At 50.3% G+C, this 14,400-nt stretch carries 11 protein-coding genes and 2 pseudogenes; 4 read left to right on the top strand and 9 right to left on the bottom strand.

Annotation, left to right across the window (positions count from 1 at the left end; translation table 11 throughout):
- Positions 1-978 (top strand): hypothetical protein (locus tag VE954_RS27695; RefSeq protein WP_324959003.1); only part of this gene is annotated, 978 nt, incomplete at its 5' end.
- An 848-nt stretch (positions 979-1,826) separates the two neighbouring features.
- A complete protein-coding gene (locus VE954_RS27700; protein ID WP_324959005.1) occupies positions 1,827-2,153 on the top strand; it encodes a hypothetical protein in 327 nt (108 codons plus the stop codon).
- A 49-nt stretch (positions 2,154-2,202) separates the two neighbouring features.
- On the opposite strand, the pseudogene VE954_RS43875 reads toward VE954_RS27700, so the two are convergent.
- Together VE954_RS43875 and VE954_RS27710 are read right to left on the bottom strand one after the other, a co-directional pair.
- Positions 2,203-2,391 (bottom strand): annotated as a pseudogene (locus VE954_RS43875) (DDE-type integrase/transposase/recombinase); the annotation flags it as partial.
- Positions 2,392-2,470: 79 nt separating this feature from the next.
- Complete coding sequence (locus VE954_RS27710) at positions 2,471-4,366, bottom strand: PQQ-dependent sugar dehydrogenase (RefSeq protein ID WP_324959007.1); 1,896 nt, start codon at positions 4,364-4,366, stop codon at positions 2,471-2,473.
- Positions 4,367-4,628: 262 nt separating this feature from the next.
- On the opposite strand from VE954_RS27710, the gene VE954_RS27715 reads away from it, so the two are divergent.
- The gene (locus tag VE954_RS27715) at positions 4,629-4,772 is read left to right on the top strand and encodes a hypothetical protein (protein WP_324959009.1); all 144 of its coding nucleotides are present in this window, start codon (positions 4,629-4,631) and stop codon (positions 4,770-4,772) included.
- Between the two features lie 150 nt (positions 4,773-4,922).
- Here the strand turns inward: VE954_RS27715 and VE954_RS27720 are convergent, their stop codons facing one another.
- The 3 genes and pseudogenes from VE954_RS27720 to VE954_RS27725 all read right to left on the bottom strand — a co-directional run bounded on the left by VE954_RS27720 (position 4,923) and on the right by VE954_RS27725 (position 7,963).
- The gene (locus VE954_RS27720) at positions 4,923-5,576 is read right to left on the bottom strand and encodes a tyrosine-type recombinase/integrase (RefSeq protein WP_324959011.1); all 654 of its coding nucleotides are present in this window, start codon (positions 5,574-5,576) and stop codon (positions 4,923-4,925) included.
- Positions 5,577-5,600: 24 nt separating this feature from the next.
- Positions 5,601-5,810: pseudogene (locus tag VE954_RS44470) on the bottom strand (site-specific integrase); the annotation flags it as partial.
- A gap of 335 nt (positions 5,811-6,145) precedes the next feature.
- Positions 6,146-7,963 (bottom strand): carbohydrate-binding domain-containing protein, encoded by a 1,818-nt coding sequence (locus VE954_RS27725; RefSeq protein ID WP_324959013.1) that lies wholly within the window; start codon positions 7,961-7,963, stop codon positions 6,146-6,148.
- Between the two features lie 721 nt (positions 7,964-8,684).
- Here VE954_RS27725 and VE954_RS27730 point away from each other — a divergent pair.
- On the top strand, positions 8,685-10,040 hold the full coding sequence (locus VE954_RS27730; RefSeq protein ID WP_324959016.1) for a hypothetical protein: 1,356 nt from the start codon (positions 8,685-8,687) through the stop codon (positions 10,038-10,040).
- Positions 10,041-10,145: 105 nt separating this feature from the next.
- Here VE954_RS27730 and VE954_RS27735 read toward each other — a convergent pair whose 3' ends face one another.
- The 4 genes from VE954_RS27735 to VE954_RS27750 all read right to left on the bottom strand — a co-directional run.
- A complete protein-coding gene (locus VE954_RS27735; RefSeq protein ID WP_324959018.1) occupies positions 10,146-12,230 on the bottom strand; it encodes a cytochrome c in 2,085 nt (694 codons plus the stop codon).
- 424 nt (positions 12,231-12,654) lie between these two features.
- The gene (locus VE954_RS27740) at positions 12,655-13,224 is read right to left on the bottom strand and encodes a hypothetical protein (RefSeq protein WP_324959020.1); all 570 of its coding nucleotides are present in this window, start codon (positions 13,222-13,224) and stop codon (positions 12,655-12,657) included.
- 38 nt (positions 13,225-13,262) lie between these two features.
- Positions 13,263-14,081: a DEAD/DEAH box helicase gene (locus tag VE954_RS27745; protein ID WP_324959023.1), complete on the bottom strand. Its 819-nt coding sequence runs from the start codon at positions 14,079-14,081 to the stop codon at positions 13,263-13,265.
- On the bottom strand, positions 13,969-14,400 hold a 432-nt coding region (locus tag VE954_RS27750; RefSeq protein WP_324959022.1), incomplete at its 5' end, for a DEAD/DEAH box helicase. The genes VE954_RS27745 and VE954_RS27750, both read right to left, overlap by 113 nt.

Below are 14,400 nucleotides of genomic sequence, written 5' to 3' on the forward strand. Positions count from 1 at the left end.
TTTTGGAAAAAATCACCGAAGGCGCTTGCCCCGCAGCCGAGCCCTGCACCAGCAAGCGTCGCTGATGTCACGCCACCAGCGCCTGCCCCGTCTGCACCCGCCCTCAATTGTACCTTTCAAAACACAATCGGGCGCCAGGACGATCGCAATGAACCCGTCCCTACGGATCTTCAATTCAAGGCGGACGTCGAATGGGGCGATCGTTTCGCGTTTGCTGTGCCTTTTGATTTGCAAAGCGGGCAAGCCTTCGATTTCACCATCATGAAAGAGCTTGGTTCGAGCTATGTTTCCAAGTGTAAAACAGAAGGCAAGTCGATCCAATGTGCCGAGACTTTTGAAATCGGCACTTACACCCTCTGCGGCGACGTCAAGCTTGCCGACGACAGCAAGAAATTCATCGAGATGACGGTGAATATACGCTACAAAGCCCCACCTTTGCCAAAGGACCTCGATCAATATGCAGTTGAAAGCGAAGATCGGGCCATCGGAGTTCTGATGCGTCAAATCGAAGATAAAGCAGGCGGCTACCTGCCCATCAAAATCTGGGCATCCGCAGATCCCCAAGCGAAGCTCGTCGGTGAAGTGCCCAGCGGTTTTTTCGCGTATGGATTGACGACATCCACCGTCTACGTGAAGCAGGTCGGCGATCGGTTTCTGACCAAAATCCTCGGCAAACCTGAAGTTTTTCACTGGATTTCGGGCCTTGAGCCGACCCGAAACATCGATATAGTGTCGGACCATAGCCTTTGCTCGATACGGGAGTTTGACTTTTGTCAGAATCCTTCGGTCAAGGATTGCGAGACGTTCAAAGGCCAAATGGATTTTCTCTCATCTGTGGAAGTCGACAAGTCTCAACCAATCCTGAGCACCGACGTAGACTGGGTTGTGCTCGTGAGTAAACAACCCAGTGCCGAGCCTGAAAAAGTTTACATATCGGTGAAAGACTACGTGAGCGATGCTTATGACATCTGCGATTAAACAGCTGGTCCGAACTAGTGGGTCATTCGGCACGCAGATGACCCATCCTTTTCAATCATGAACCTATGAAGCAAGGCATATCGTAAGCTTTGTTTGGATTGCCTTGTGCCGAATGACCCACGATACGGCTCAAAGCTATTTGAACTATCTCTATAGCGTCTCAAAATAACATAGTTTATTAAGTCAAACGGACTTATTTCGTGATTTTTTTCAGCGGCATTTTAGATGACAAAATCTCTGGAATGTTCGCTGATTTAAGTCATTGTAATCTTTATGATTTTCAAAAATGATCAAAATATCCATGGGTTCGCTGAAAAAGCACAACAGGTAGCGCCATAAAGACTGCATTATCATGTCATTTCAGCCAGGAATCTTCGCATTTTATGCAGCGAGCTTATCCACAGCAGCTGAAGAGTCAAAATCCCCCGTTCAGCAAGGCTTTGCTGTCATGCAAAAAGGCTGCATAATTGCATCCAATATACAATTGTAAAAAAATCATTGGGTTATGGCTATGACGGCATGCTAGTTCAATCCTGTTGATCAAAAAGGTATATCCGATATACTAATTGTAGGAAATATGGCTGGGAGACTTAAGAATTGTATGATTGGGACGATAATAAAGATGGAGAGAAGACGCGGCAATATGGCTTTGGTTTTGAGGAAGTCATGGCCTTGTTCGCTTCGCCTTATTACATGGAGCAAAGTGAGACTTATCCAGACCAATATCGGATACGCCAGCAACCATGTTCTCGTCACCGTGGCTTGCGAAGATAGAACGGACAGCGATGGGAACGAGATAACCTGGATGGCCACATTCTGGAAATCATCGGCAGAGGAGAGAAAAAAATATGAAGGTTGATTTGAGCAACGAAGAGCTGCTGGCTATGGAAGAGAAAGGCCAGGATCTCGAAACAGCAGACGTTCTGAAGGGCAACGGCCGAATGATGCCACCCCGGGAAGGTTCCCCTCGTCGAGTCGCGGGAAAATCAGACAGTGCACGATATTTCGCGCGCGTGAATGTCGATTTCACTCCCGAGATGCTCGATGCCGTTGACGCTGTTTCGCAACGACTTGGCATCAACCGTCAGGCATTTATTAAAACCGCCGTTCTGGAATTCGTTGATGAAAAAATAAAGTCCTTCGAAAGACAAAAGGAATTTCTGAAGGCGAAATGAGAGAGAGGACACTTCTTTCATGGGTCCCAAGGCCACATTCCGAGACTTCCTTCACGATATAGTCCACGGTATTGCCTTCCTTATCGACTGCCCGGTAGAAGTATTTCCACTGGCCTTTGACCTTGATATACGTTTCATCCAGGCGCCAGCTTTTGCCTGAAGGCCGCTTAAGCCGGTGCACAGCCTTTTCCAGCCTTGGCGTAAATTTCATGACCCAGCGGTAAAAGGTGGTGTGGTCACCCCGGCCTTTATCTCCCCATCTATCGAACCAGGAACCCCCAGTACCCGGCCCTCTTAATTTTTAGGACTTAATGAACTCAATTCGCCCGACGAATACGGAAGAGTTGACCTGAATCCGCCGCGTACCAAAGGTCGCCATTCGGGGCCATTTCCACTTCTCGGATGCGAAGGCCGTCTTCCAGGAAAAGGCGTTCCTCAGATACCCTTGTACCATTCTTGATCTCAACCAAGTTGAGGTGTTTGCCGACGAGAGTGCCCTGGATGGCAAGGCCCTTCCATGCAGGCATCGCGTCCGAGCTGTAGATCTGCAAGCCGCTGGGAGCGATCGATGGAACCCAGTATGTCAGGGGTTGCTCGGTGCCTTCGAGGACTGCAGGCCCAATATAGCTGCCGTCGTAATTCGTGCCGTGAGTCGCCTTGGGCCAGCCGAAGTTTAGACCAGCCCGGATGACATTGATTTCATCGCCGCCCTTGGCCCCATGCTCGGCTGCCCAGATTTCACCAGTGAGGAGGTTCCTTGCAAGACCCTGTGGGTTACGGTGACCGTAGCTGTAAATTTCAGGCAATCCGCCGCCATTGATAAAGGGATTATTCGGATGCGCCGCACCGGTTTCCGTTAGATGCAGGATCTTGCCAAGATGATTATCCAGCTGCTGTGAATTCCAGCGTTCGTTACGCTCGCCAATCGAGAGCCAAATGCTGCCGTCACTGTCCACGACGATGCGACCACCGAAATGCTCACCCTTGCTCGTCGAGCCTTTGGCGACAAAAATCTCCTTAAGATTCTTAAATTCCTTGCCGTCAAACTCTGCCGATGAAAGAGCTGTCGTGTATTGACCACCGCCCAGGTCTTTCGCATAGCTCATGAAAATCTTGCGATCATCGCCAAAATCAGAGGAGATAGCGATATCGAAAAGACCTCCCTGGCCATGTTGAGCTGCTCGAGGTCCACCCTTAATGTCGGTGCTGGTGCGTTTCTTTACATCAAAAAGCCTGATTTCGCCCGACTTCAGTGACGTAAGGAGGTTACCGTCTGGAAGGAAAATCATGCCCCAGATGTGACCAGCACCTTCCGCCATGAGGTCACGCTGCAGCTTCATGCCTTTGGACGTAAAAACCTTTGTACTGATAGGGCTGGTTTGCTCTACAGGATGGTTAGCGACGTCCGCGACATAATTCAGAATCGCGTCTCTTTCATCGGAGCTGATTTGCAGGGAGCCAGTCACTGAACTGGGAGGCATGGGCGAAACAGCATCGAGGATGCGTTGTTTGAAAGGCGCCGCGCGCTTGATTACTTCCGCCCAGTTGACTGTGTTCTCGCTAAGCAAATATGAATGGCAGCCACCGCAAGAACGTTTGATGGCCTCTTCGGCAAGGATCTGACCGGGATCCGTGCGTTCCTTGGCTTTGAAATTCAAGTGATTTAAATCCTGCCCGCCCGTGAATTTAACCCGGACGATCTGCAGACCTGGTCCAATTTTTATGTCTGCAAGAGTGCGCGTGATCCAGTTTTCCCAGCCGAGAGAGTAGTCATCGCCTGCGGCTTTCACGGTGCCGATCACATTGCCAGGAGGGCTTTCGATCGTAGTCGAGCTATCGGCGCTACCGCTGGCGATACGGACTTCAAGATCAAAAAGTGTAGCTTCCGAGGAACGGTTCAGAATGTAATAGTCCAGCGATTCGCCGTCCCGGGTCCAGCCGACAGCGCAGCCGCCGCCTATATCCGAAGTCTCTCGAATATCAACATTGCCATCGTTGGTTGCGTCGCATGCAGTACCGCTATTACCTTGGGAAAGCTCGACAGCCGCGTTGAAATTTTCAGCTTGGATAAGAGCAGGGACCGTTACGGGCTCGAAACCAACCTTCGCCTGAAGGCTGCTCGTTGCGCTATTTGGCCCGCAACCATATTGCGCAAACGCAGAGGCGGCGATGAATAACACAGCAGCTATTTGTTTTTGATAGGGATTTTCCACGTTATGACTCTCCAATTAGTGCAGGAACGGGCAGAACCCGCATTTACCAGGATCTTTATACACTACAGGGAAATTGCTTGGTGTGTTTTTTCAAGGAAGATTGAACGAGACTGTCTTTATTTATCGCTGTCTGCAGACAAAGCTATCAAGACGCTCGCTATTAGACTCTTGGAATGGAGATGTCGCTAGACCACTTAAGTCCTGTCTATCCGGAGAAGTAGAAATATTTAAGATAATTTATGAAGGCGTGCGAAAGGTGCTCATGAAGGACAATGAGCAAACCAGCCTGATCATTTTTCCGGAAAAACTATTTCCCAGCCTCAAGCCCAAGCAGGCCAAAAGCTTCATGCCGTTCGATCCGGCGGAAAATGGCTTATTTGTACGGCTACCGTTCCGGCAAGCTTGACCGACAGATTCCATAATCCGGGATAACCTTGCGCTCGATAGCAATCTCGCCAGGAGGAGCAGGAATGGAATTCGAATCGTTGGATCAGTTGAAAAACGCTTTTGCCACCTGGCGCAACAGAACCGCTTGCTTTGAGACAATAAGTGGACTTCAGTAGTCGATGCGATAGACGGGGCTTTTTTCGTGAGCTTTGCGTATTTTGTTATATTTCTGAGTCGTCGATGGGTTCGCGTGGCCAAGGGCTGCCTGCACATCTTCGAGTGGAGCCTCAATCGTATTAAGGAGATGCCCGGCGAAGGTCGCCCGCATCGAATGGGGTGAATAGCGGCGGAAGTCACTTTTTTCGATGCCTGCCTTTTCAAGGCTGGTGCGAAAAATATAGGAAAGAGCCTCCTGGCTTATGGGCCTGTTGACCTTGGTTTTAAGACTCGGAAAAAGCACATGCTCCGGGTCATCGATGGCAAAGCCCATTTCCTTGAGGCGCTCCATGTGCTGGCTCAGTGCTTTAATGACAAAGGGGTGGAGGGGAATTTCGTGGGGCTTGTCACCTTTGATGGTCATATGGAGAAGCTTGATTCCATCGACATGGCCCACATTTTTTATCCTGAGATTTCTGATCTCAGCCGAGCGAAGGCCGGTAAAAAATCCAACGGCGAGGATTGCCTTATAGGCTTCCGAGTTGAACTTTTTGGAGTCGATGGCCGCAAATATCCGCCTGACATCAGTGTCAGAGATATCAGAGGTTTCCCGAAGGTTCTGGGTTTTCGGGCGTTTGATTCCATGGATGACATCGCGATCAAGCATGCCTTCCCCTCCCAGATGCCGGCAGAAGGCGGAGACGGCGGACATTTTTTTCTGAATGGTTTTGTTCGAAAGCCCCTTTGTTTCAAGATGCTTTTTATAAAAGGCGATGTGGTGCTTGCAAAGCTCGGAAGGGTGGGAGACGCGGCTGCCGAGGAAGGCAAAAAGCTCGGTGACGGCAAGGCGGTATTCGCGCAGGGTCAGCGGTGAACGTAGATCGGCAAAAAAGCCGGCCAGGAATTCCGCGTTTCATCATCCATGCACATTGGCCTGGTCTGGTTCACTGCAATCAGTTCGGAAGCATCCATGCTGTCCTCGCCCAGTCGAAAAGGTGTTTTTTCAAATTGGAGTATAGCCTGGGATTATCCTGAGAGAAGTGACTTTCTCTCAAGATAATTCCGGGCGCTCCAATCCTTATAAAATGACATACTGGACGAAACGTTGAGTTCGGCGGATAACCATAAAACAGTCTTACTAATACCCACAATTCCCAGCTTTACGGGGCCCTGGTATTTTTTGTCCAAACTTGAGGCGCTGTTTACACAACGCCAATAGTGGAGATTTACCCGGCATCAACGCCTAATCGTGACCTTATCAATGAATACGTTTCTATCCTGCGCTTTGGCTGAATCGTAATGGTCGTTCACGAAACTGATGCTTACGTTTCTCGAGCCAGCGGTAATCGGAACATTCAGACTGTAGGTGCTGAAGTTTCGATCGGTGACGTTGACGCTCCCTACCCTAACACCATCAACCTTAACTTCAAGGATAGGCGCAACGTCAGCAGCCGATCGACCAGCAGCCACGACATCAAAGACATACGTTCCGGAACTTGGAAAATTCACAGCAGTTTCCAGGGTTCCATTGGTATAAAAAATCCACGCATGGCCATCCCAATGCAATGCGCCCGAGCTCGGAACCAACGTTTCGGCTTCCAGCGTTGTAAGCACAACCGGATTCTCCTGTTGTTCATACGCTCCCCTATCAACGGACGGGCCAGCACGTCCGGCACCATTCAGGTCAACTGCCGCAAAAATTGCGCTCGTACCGCTGTCAATCGCCGGCGAACCCGCGCGAAGACGGAAGTCACGTTTTTTCGCATCGACGAACAGAGGGTCGGCTACAATATCGTTCGGGCCTTTCACAGGAATCTTGGTCGTGTTGTAATAGATGTTATAATCATTCACAAGGTTCGTGCTACCCCATTTGTGATTCACCTCTTCGCCAGTCCTCGCATACATGATGTTATTCAGGATTTTGACATCATCACTGCCGTTCGAATATATTTCGCCTTGCAGTTCTTCACTGACACCATTCATATAAGATGTATTGTTGATGATATCGACATGGCTACTGTTAAAAGCATGAATGCCTGACCCACCGTTCAAATAGGTGAGATTGTTTTCGACCAGCGTGCGACCTTTGTAAGCTGGCTTTTTAATCGGCTTGTTCGAGTTATAATCGATGATAATACCGTTCCCGTCCGTTATTGCATTTTTCGATTTCCATTTGATAAACATCCGGTTGTCATAGGTCTTATTGCGGCGAATGAAATTCTTGTATCCACGATTGTTGTCGATATCCAAGGAATACAACAGGGAAATACCGCTGTTAGCATGAACCGACCACCAGGCGTTTGAATAAACTTCATTGTCTTCAATAGTTACGTAGTCCGCTAGCCCCACTCCAATGCCACCACCTCCGCAGTGATGCACCTTGTTCTTACGGATAATAAGATGGTGAGGATATACTTCGCTCGACCCAGACTTCTTCTTTGACACAGAAATGCAATTGCCCGAGGTCCTGGGATTGTTGGTGTTATTAGCCTGAGAGCGAGCATACTCAAGGCTCACAGAAGCAGCGTTACCTTCAATTTCAAGACCTTCGATGGTAAAATAGGATGCTCCCAGAACATCAATGGCATTCCATCCATCTTTCAACTGCAACTTCGGCTTGTGGCCCGGATAGGCTTTATAGGTAATCCAGGCCGAAGCCGTTCCAGATCTCTCGATCTCCAGTATGTCGCAAGCATAGCACGGGTTTGTATAGGTGCCGTTCATGATCAGGACAGTATCGCCTGGGTTGGTGAGATTTGCAGCTTTTTGAATGGTTTTGAATGGTCGAGTTGAAGAAAGACCATCGTTCTTGTCACTACCATTAGCACTCACATGGTAAACTTTGAAATTATTAGCTCTCTGAGCCGCCACACCAGCTTCGTCCAAGCCCATATCGGGTGATTGACTCAACCCAGCAGAAGACTCTTTCTCTGAAACTATTTGGTCATCTGACTCTTGACCCTGACCGCATCCGATGACAATGGAGCCCAGGAATGCTGCAACAAATATCGTCGGACGAACTGATGGAAAGCGCGCTTTTTTAGCTATCTTCATAGTTATTCACATCCTCTTCTTCATTCTTCTTCAGCAACAATTAGGGTAGCCACAGATAAAATACAAACAGAAGTTAAGTCAAGCAAGTTCAGGTCAAAGAATTTTTGTTAAGAGAGATTTTTTTCATACTTATCCAATCTCTAATTTATGTCGGCTCTATCAGACACAATGCAGTTATTTCGCCTTAAATTTTAGCACCTCCCTATGTTAGTAACTTCCAGCCTTCATCCAAGCGCAATATTTCATATCCAGCATTGAAGTGTTTAACTGCAACCCAATGCCGGTGCGCTTTATTCAGGATTTTTTGCGAAGCTTTAGCCAGCGTGCAAAAATACTGTTACTCGGTGGATCGTAATTGTTCTATCTTGGCACTGAGCGTCAAAGGAAGGTATTTTGAAAAGTCCATAATCCTCAGTTGCAAAGCGCTTCCTGTGCAAGGCAACCAAGTCAAACGATGAACCGATAAAGATCAATATCGACAAAAGCGGAGCCAACACAAGCTGGAGCTCAATAATATGCCAACCAAGTGAAGCTTCGGATTCGTTCGGTGCCTTGACATCTCACTGCAGCCATGATCAATTGCTATCGATTGAATTAAGAATTCATTGGAGCAGGGTTTACCGCATGTGTGGGATGTTTTGGAGTTAAAACGCGAAGTCCCTTTACAGCGATTTCCCTAATGTGAAATGAGCCACGAGGTTGGCAACCCAAGAGGTACTTTATGATTTATTCCGAGCTGGCAGTAAAACTGGACAAAAATATCTACGGCCGTTCGCTTCATTCGCAGATACGCATTCCCATGGCGGCGCTCCTCCTTACAGCAGTTTGCAGTGGACTGGCTGGATGTGGTCGCGGAAATTCGTCTCACGATAGAGACAGCCCGGACACCCAGCAGGATCTCACGCCGACAGGGAGTAGCGTCTCCGCATCAGCGCGTGCTGATGCGAACCAGGAAAGTTCTCTGAGGGGGACAACACCGTGGTTGCCGCAGGCGGAAGCAGGGACTCCTGCACCCACCATCGTGCCATCGCTGGCCGTGGTCACGTACGTGGGAGGTCCGGGCAATCAGTACATTCGAAATGTCAGTATCGGCGATGACGGTTCGGTAACGGCCGAGGGAAAGGGATTTCGGATCGTCTACCCTCAGGGTCTGGCCAGTGTCAGAGTCGAGGGAGACGTGAGTACACCGGATACCGATGCTTACTCTGACAAGCCTCCGCTCTACAAAGAATGGAATTATAACTGGAAGTCAGCCAAGCACGCTAAAAAATTCGATGACCCACGTTCGGGCTTATCCTATTATTTCGGTACGAGGCACGTTCACGCCAACCTCATGCAGCCAACGTTTTTGGTTTGCAAGACGGGCAAAAACTGTGACCTTCCTGAAAACCAGGAGGCCCGCATGTGGGATTGGTGGGCAAGTGTGGCTTTTGACAAAAGTCTTGGGGCCGACTCACGTGGCTATGATGTCTTTCCTCTTCCCAATGGCTTAATCGGCCTGAAAGGATGGACCGACGGCGGCAATTCCACGCTGGCTCGCTGGCCTGTGCGGGATGATCCAAACTGCAAAAACGCCGCGACTTGCCCCCAGCTCGACATCAGGCTCGAAGATTCGATCAGCAAGGGTACATTCCAGGGTGCTCCAAACAGCCTTTCGACGATGTACATGGTCTACGACCCGGCGCAGAAGAAACCTGTCCTGGCTACATTCCTGCGCTCTCACGTGACGAATCACGCCGTGGACGCCTGGGGACGCATTTACTTGCCTAAAGGCATAGGTCGCTCTTTTCCGACTCGCGATCCCGAGAACATCTTTGGCCATTCGAACACTGCGGAAACCGGTCTTTTCGTCCTTTCGCATGACTTCACCAAAGCCGAAGTCAACACCCGCATAGGTGGGACGTGCTCAGGCGATGGCAAACAGCAATCCTTTGCTGCCCTTGCGCAAAAAGGAAACCTGCTGGTACTCGGAGGAACGACTTGCGCCACCGACCTCGCCGTCACCGGGACAACCGTGCAGACGAACAATGGTGGGCAGCAGGACGGGATGCTCGTCATCGTCAAACTCTGGGAGTGACTTGGAAATGAGGGCCGTTCTTCCACAGTCGGCCTCTCCAGGTTTCTGCAAGAATATCATGGGCTCATCCAGCTGCAACAGTGCCTAAAGCAGAGCCCATCATCCTCAATAGTATTCCTGCGCGCCTTCGAGCGCTGACTTCGTTTCACTGAACAGAAGTTCAACCGCAGCATTTCCAGCCAGATCTGGTTGAAGTTTCTTGAGCCTTGTCTTGATGAGTGGCAGCTCGGCAACGAGTTTGGCTTTCGCCTCACCCTTGCTGTCCCGATTTCCGCTAATGCCGCCCAAACGCTTCAGCTCGTCAAGACGCAGGTAAAGAACGGTCAGCATCGCATTGGAATATGTTCTTCGGAAAAGCTTGTCTTCGTTCGAACCCTGCGCATACGGACTAATGATGTTACAGAATCCCGCCGTGCAGAAGAAGTAGCCGGGGTTTCCCCATCTGGAGAAAAATCTAAGACTGGTTCCGGATGGAGCTTCCAGACTCTTGAGAAGCACCGGATTCAGGTCCGCGCGATAACCCCGCTCAAGATTCATTCGAAGTGTCGAGAAAGTGCCATGGAAAAGAGGCATCAGGCCACAGAAATACTCACAGCTCAAATTTGAGCCATTGTCCCCTGACAAAAGTTGAGCTGGTTCATTGATCCAACCCAGCCAGAACCAGGTGTTTCGAAGATCGAGTTCCGTGGAGCGCAAAGGATAGATATCATCAGCAAAACCGTCGCCCTCATAGTAACGGCGGACGCGGTCTTTGGAATACGCTAACGATGGAAATTTGGAACGCATCGCGTCAGCGACCGGAACGCCCATGCACGCCGCTGTCAGGAAGCAAGGACCCTGCTCCTCTCCAAAACGCGAGAAACCGGCACGGGCGAGGTCTCCCACGGCCCAGAAAGCATGGCGGGCATTGAGGTGGTGTTCCTTGTTTCGATACGCGACGTCGATTAAGGCATCCGGCATCACGTTCGTGCCCTTACGCAGCATATGCTGACCGAGCAGCATCGTATGATAGCGGCGAAGGCTGATGTAGTTCAGCGCAGACCCTGAGAAGGCAGGATCCTTATGCTTCAATTTGACAAAGGACCAGTCAAACATTTTCCAAAAGTTCGCATCGGTTGGATCGGCCAGATATTCGTCCTGGATTTGGAACCAGCTCTTTGTCACGGACGCATCACTTTCCCCTATGGTTCCTTTTTGATCACCCGAAGCTTCGCGCTCGACGAAGCCTGTCGTGGGAATCCATTCTGAAAAGGATCGGAATTCTTCACCATTGAAGTCGTCCGAAGTCCAGCGATCGAAGTCAATGCCGACTTTAAGGTTATGCAGGTCAACCTTCAGAACTTCATCAGCCGCAGCCTTGGCATCCTGAAGGGAAAGAATGGGAGCATCCATAGTGAATTTTAGTTTGTGCACCTGTCTGAGACTGGTTCCGAAGGCCGTGTCTCTTTCCAAAAGGGTAGCCCCTGGCAGGGATTCACCGGCCGGTTGAAAGGGGCGAAACTTTTTGGGATCGACCAGAGTCGTGAAATTGTTCTTTTTCCGTAAAGCATGAATGTATCGAACGATCGTTTGTCCGTCCTCAGCATCGACGTGGGCCAGAGCGCGCCGCAGGATGGTGGAATCTGAGTATCCGATTCGAGCAAGATCTATACCGTCAGGTGAGTGACAGTTCACACAGGCCAGACCATCATGCCCGGTCTTACGGAACGTCGCCAGACCAACTGACAAATACTCGTTCATTTTTTCAGGACTGATATCATCGGTCGGAATGCATTCGCCTTTCCCACCTCCGATCGACAATTCGTTCTTGAGCACAGCATAAATCGACGAAATTTTTGCATCCGACAAACGATCTGTGCTGAAAGCGGGCATTCCGCCCTTCAGCCCGGAACGGACAATTTCTTTGAACTGGTCAGACGTTTTGCTGATATTCACGAGCTGAGGATAGGTTTTGCCGTTCGAACTTCCGCCCTTCGCATCAACTCCGTGGCATCCGGCACAGAACTGCGCATAAGCCTGGCGACCGTCTTCGGGCGACTCGGTACAGGTCAACTCCTGATTCGTGACCGTGCTTCGCTCTGTATCCATGTTTGATGTGACTTTTGCTTCTGGCGGTTTATCAGGCTTGGATCCGGCTCCGCAAGAGATCAGGAACATGACAGCAGACAGCGATACCATCGACTTTAGCATAATAAGCCCCTTAACAATTCCGCAGGAGTTGACACATTTCCGATAGAACCAGAACGAAAGCACACCATTACCAGCTGCAACATAGTTGATGCAATCGCATACAACTTGCACATTCTTGCGGCTATAATTCCTGTGCCAGCGAAAAAATCCGATTCTGTCTTTAACTGACGACGGCGGTTCTGTTTCGTGGAAACGATTTTTACGGACTTTATCAGAGGACCGTCGAGCACTTACTGGAAATGGACCTTGGCAATGCAATAGTGCACCGCAGTGACAACTCCAAACGCCACGGTGATCATTTTTCTTGGTTCATGTCTGGGCGTGAGATCAGGGTTGGTCATGATATCCGTGCTCCTCTGTCCCCTTCAGCGTTGGGTAGCATCCTACATGTAATCGCCGGAGATCGGGAGGCGTTGGCCAACCCTTACACTTGAACCTGCTCCATGCTCTCGCGGAGCCTTTGCATCTTCTTTTGAATGGCCTCGGTCGACAGGGGCCTAATGATCGTTACCGGCTCGGGAGCCTTATCGAGGTGTGAAATGCTTTCATAGAGAAGCGAGGCGGCCCGGGCCTGCGATTCCTTTTTGCTCCTGGCTGTGACAGAAGGTCCCACCAGCCTTGGCTGACCAGGAACGTCCGCCCAGGCTTTCATTTGAAAGAGGATTTCATGATCCGCCCCGCTTTTGCCCAGCTCTTCATAGCCAAAGCCCGTAAGGATCTTCCGCTGAACCATCTCATTGAGTCTCGCTCGTGCATCGGCACTCACAGGAACCGGGGCCTTTTGCTCGCTTGCTTCAACATTCAGGTCAAACGTCCGGGACAGGTATTTAAAAAGGCCATGAGCCGCTCCCTGTTCGGCATGCTTTTTCCTGGTTTTCGACCAGTAAACAGGCGTCCTGTGATAGCCATCCTTCAACCGGACGGTTCCCTGGGCTTCAAAGCCCATGGAAGCCTCCCAGACCTTGATTTGGACCTCGATCAACTTCCGGGCCATTTCTAGCTCAAGGACCCGGCCTTTGGGATTTTCGTCTTTCAGCTTTCCCCGTGGAGTTCGTCTATCAGAACTTTTTCATCAGACGAATAAATAAGCTCCGGCCTGATGCCGGTGGCATTTTTTATGTGCCAATCAAAAAACGATGGAATCCTATCCCGCTCGGATGCCGGCAGATAAATTGTCAGCCTGCCTTTCTCACACTCCATCCCGCAGAGATCAATTGTGAGCTGGTTTGAAATGGCAAAAATACGGCTCAGTGCCTCCTCACTTTTTACCTGGCCGTTTTCCGCTTCCGTTTCATAACGGAGATTGGGGCCACCATCCAGCCCGGTCAGGACCTTGTCTTCCGGAAGGTTCATGAGAATCTGCTGCGTTTCCGCGAGCGAGAGCGCATTTTTGATCCGAAGGAACACGGCAGGATCCGTCACCCGGATCTTTGCTATGGCCTTGGCTTCCCTGAGAGGGTCCTTTCCGCTCGGCGTCCAGCCAGCCTTGAAGCCTGCCGCCTCATAGACGCTATACTGGAGCTGGTGCGTGGTCCTATCGATTATGTCAATCACTGTGCATAGGCTTTTTCCTGGATGGCTCCTGAGCCCACGGCCCAGACATTGGCTATAGACCAGCGGGGATGTCGTGGGCCTTGCCAGGAGCACACATTCAATGGATGGATCATCAAAGCCTTCCGTCAAAACCCCAAAATTTGTAATCACCTGAAGGTCGCCCGAGCGGAACGCTTCAAGAATTTCATCCCGGTTTTTCGTGTACCCTGTGATATGCCTTGCGCCGATCCCGGCTCTTGAAAAGTCCTTCGCCAGTTCCTCTTTGAAAGTCACCGGCCTGGGATATTTCAACCTCACCGAGGCCAAGGTTTGCATCGACCGTGTAGTAATCCATCGGCACGAGGTAGGAAAGATCCTGAAGGGCATCAAGCGAGATTTCATAGGCCACCTCGCCAAATGCCTGATCTGCAGATCTTCCATCGGTTCTTCTGGGAGTGGCCGTCATACCAAGGAGCAGCGTGTCACTCTTTTTTTGAAAATGCGCGATCGTATCGGCCCATGTCTTTGCATAGACGTGATGGCATTCATCAGCAATGACCACGGAAAATTCCGAAGGGTCAAAGCTGGAAAGCCTCTGCGCGAGGGACTGGACCGAGGCGACCACAACCCGCTCCGG

Origin of the sequence: Oligoflexus sp., assembly GCF_035638955.1 — a bacterium.
In the GTDB taxonomy this organism is placed as follows: Bacteria; Bdellovibrionota_B; Oligoflexia; order Oligoflexales; family Oligoflexaceae; genus Oligoflexus.

Coding starts and splice junctions, on each gene's coding strand:
- VE954_RS27730 (WP_324959016.1), top strand. CDS start 8,685: ATGATTTATTCCGAGCTGGCAGTAAAACTGGACAAAAATATCTACGGC.
- VE954_RS27720 (WP_324959011.1), bottom strand. CDS start 5,576: ATGCTTGATCGCGATGTCATCCATGGAATCAAACGCCCGAAAACCCAG.
- VE954_RS27715 (WP_324959009.1), top strand. CDS start 4,629: ATGAAGGACAATGAGCAAACCAGCCTGATCATTTTTCCGGAAAAACTA.
- VE954_RS27725 (WP_324959013.1), bottom strand. CDS start 7,963: ATGAAGATAGCTAAAAAAGCGCGCTTTCCATCAGTTCGTCCGACGATA.
- VE954_RS27735 (WP_324959018.1), bottom strand. CDS start 12,230: ATGCTAAAGTCGATGGTATCGCTGTCTGCTGTCATGTTCCTGATCTCT.
- VE954_RS27700 (WP_324959005.1), top strand. CDS start 1,827: ATGAAGGTTGATTTGAGCAACGAAGAGCTGCTGGCTATGGAAGAGAAA.
- VE954_RS27740 (WP_324959020.1), bottom strand. CDS start 13,224: ATGGCCCGGAAGTTGATCGAGGTCCAAATCAAGGTCTGGGAGGCTTCC.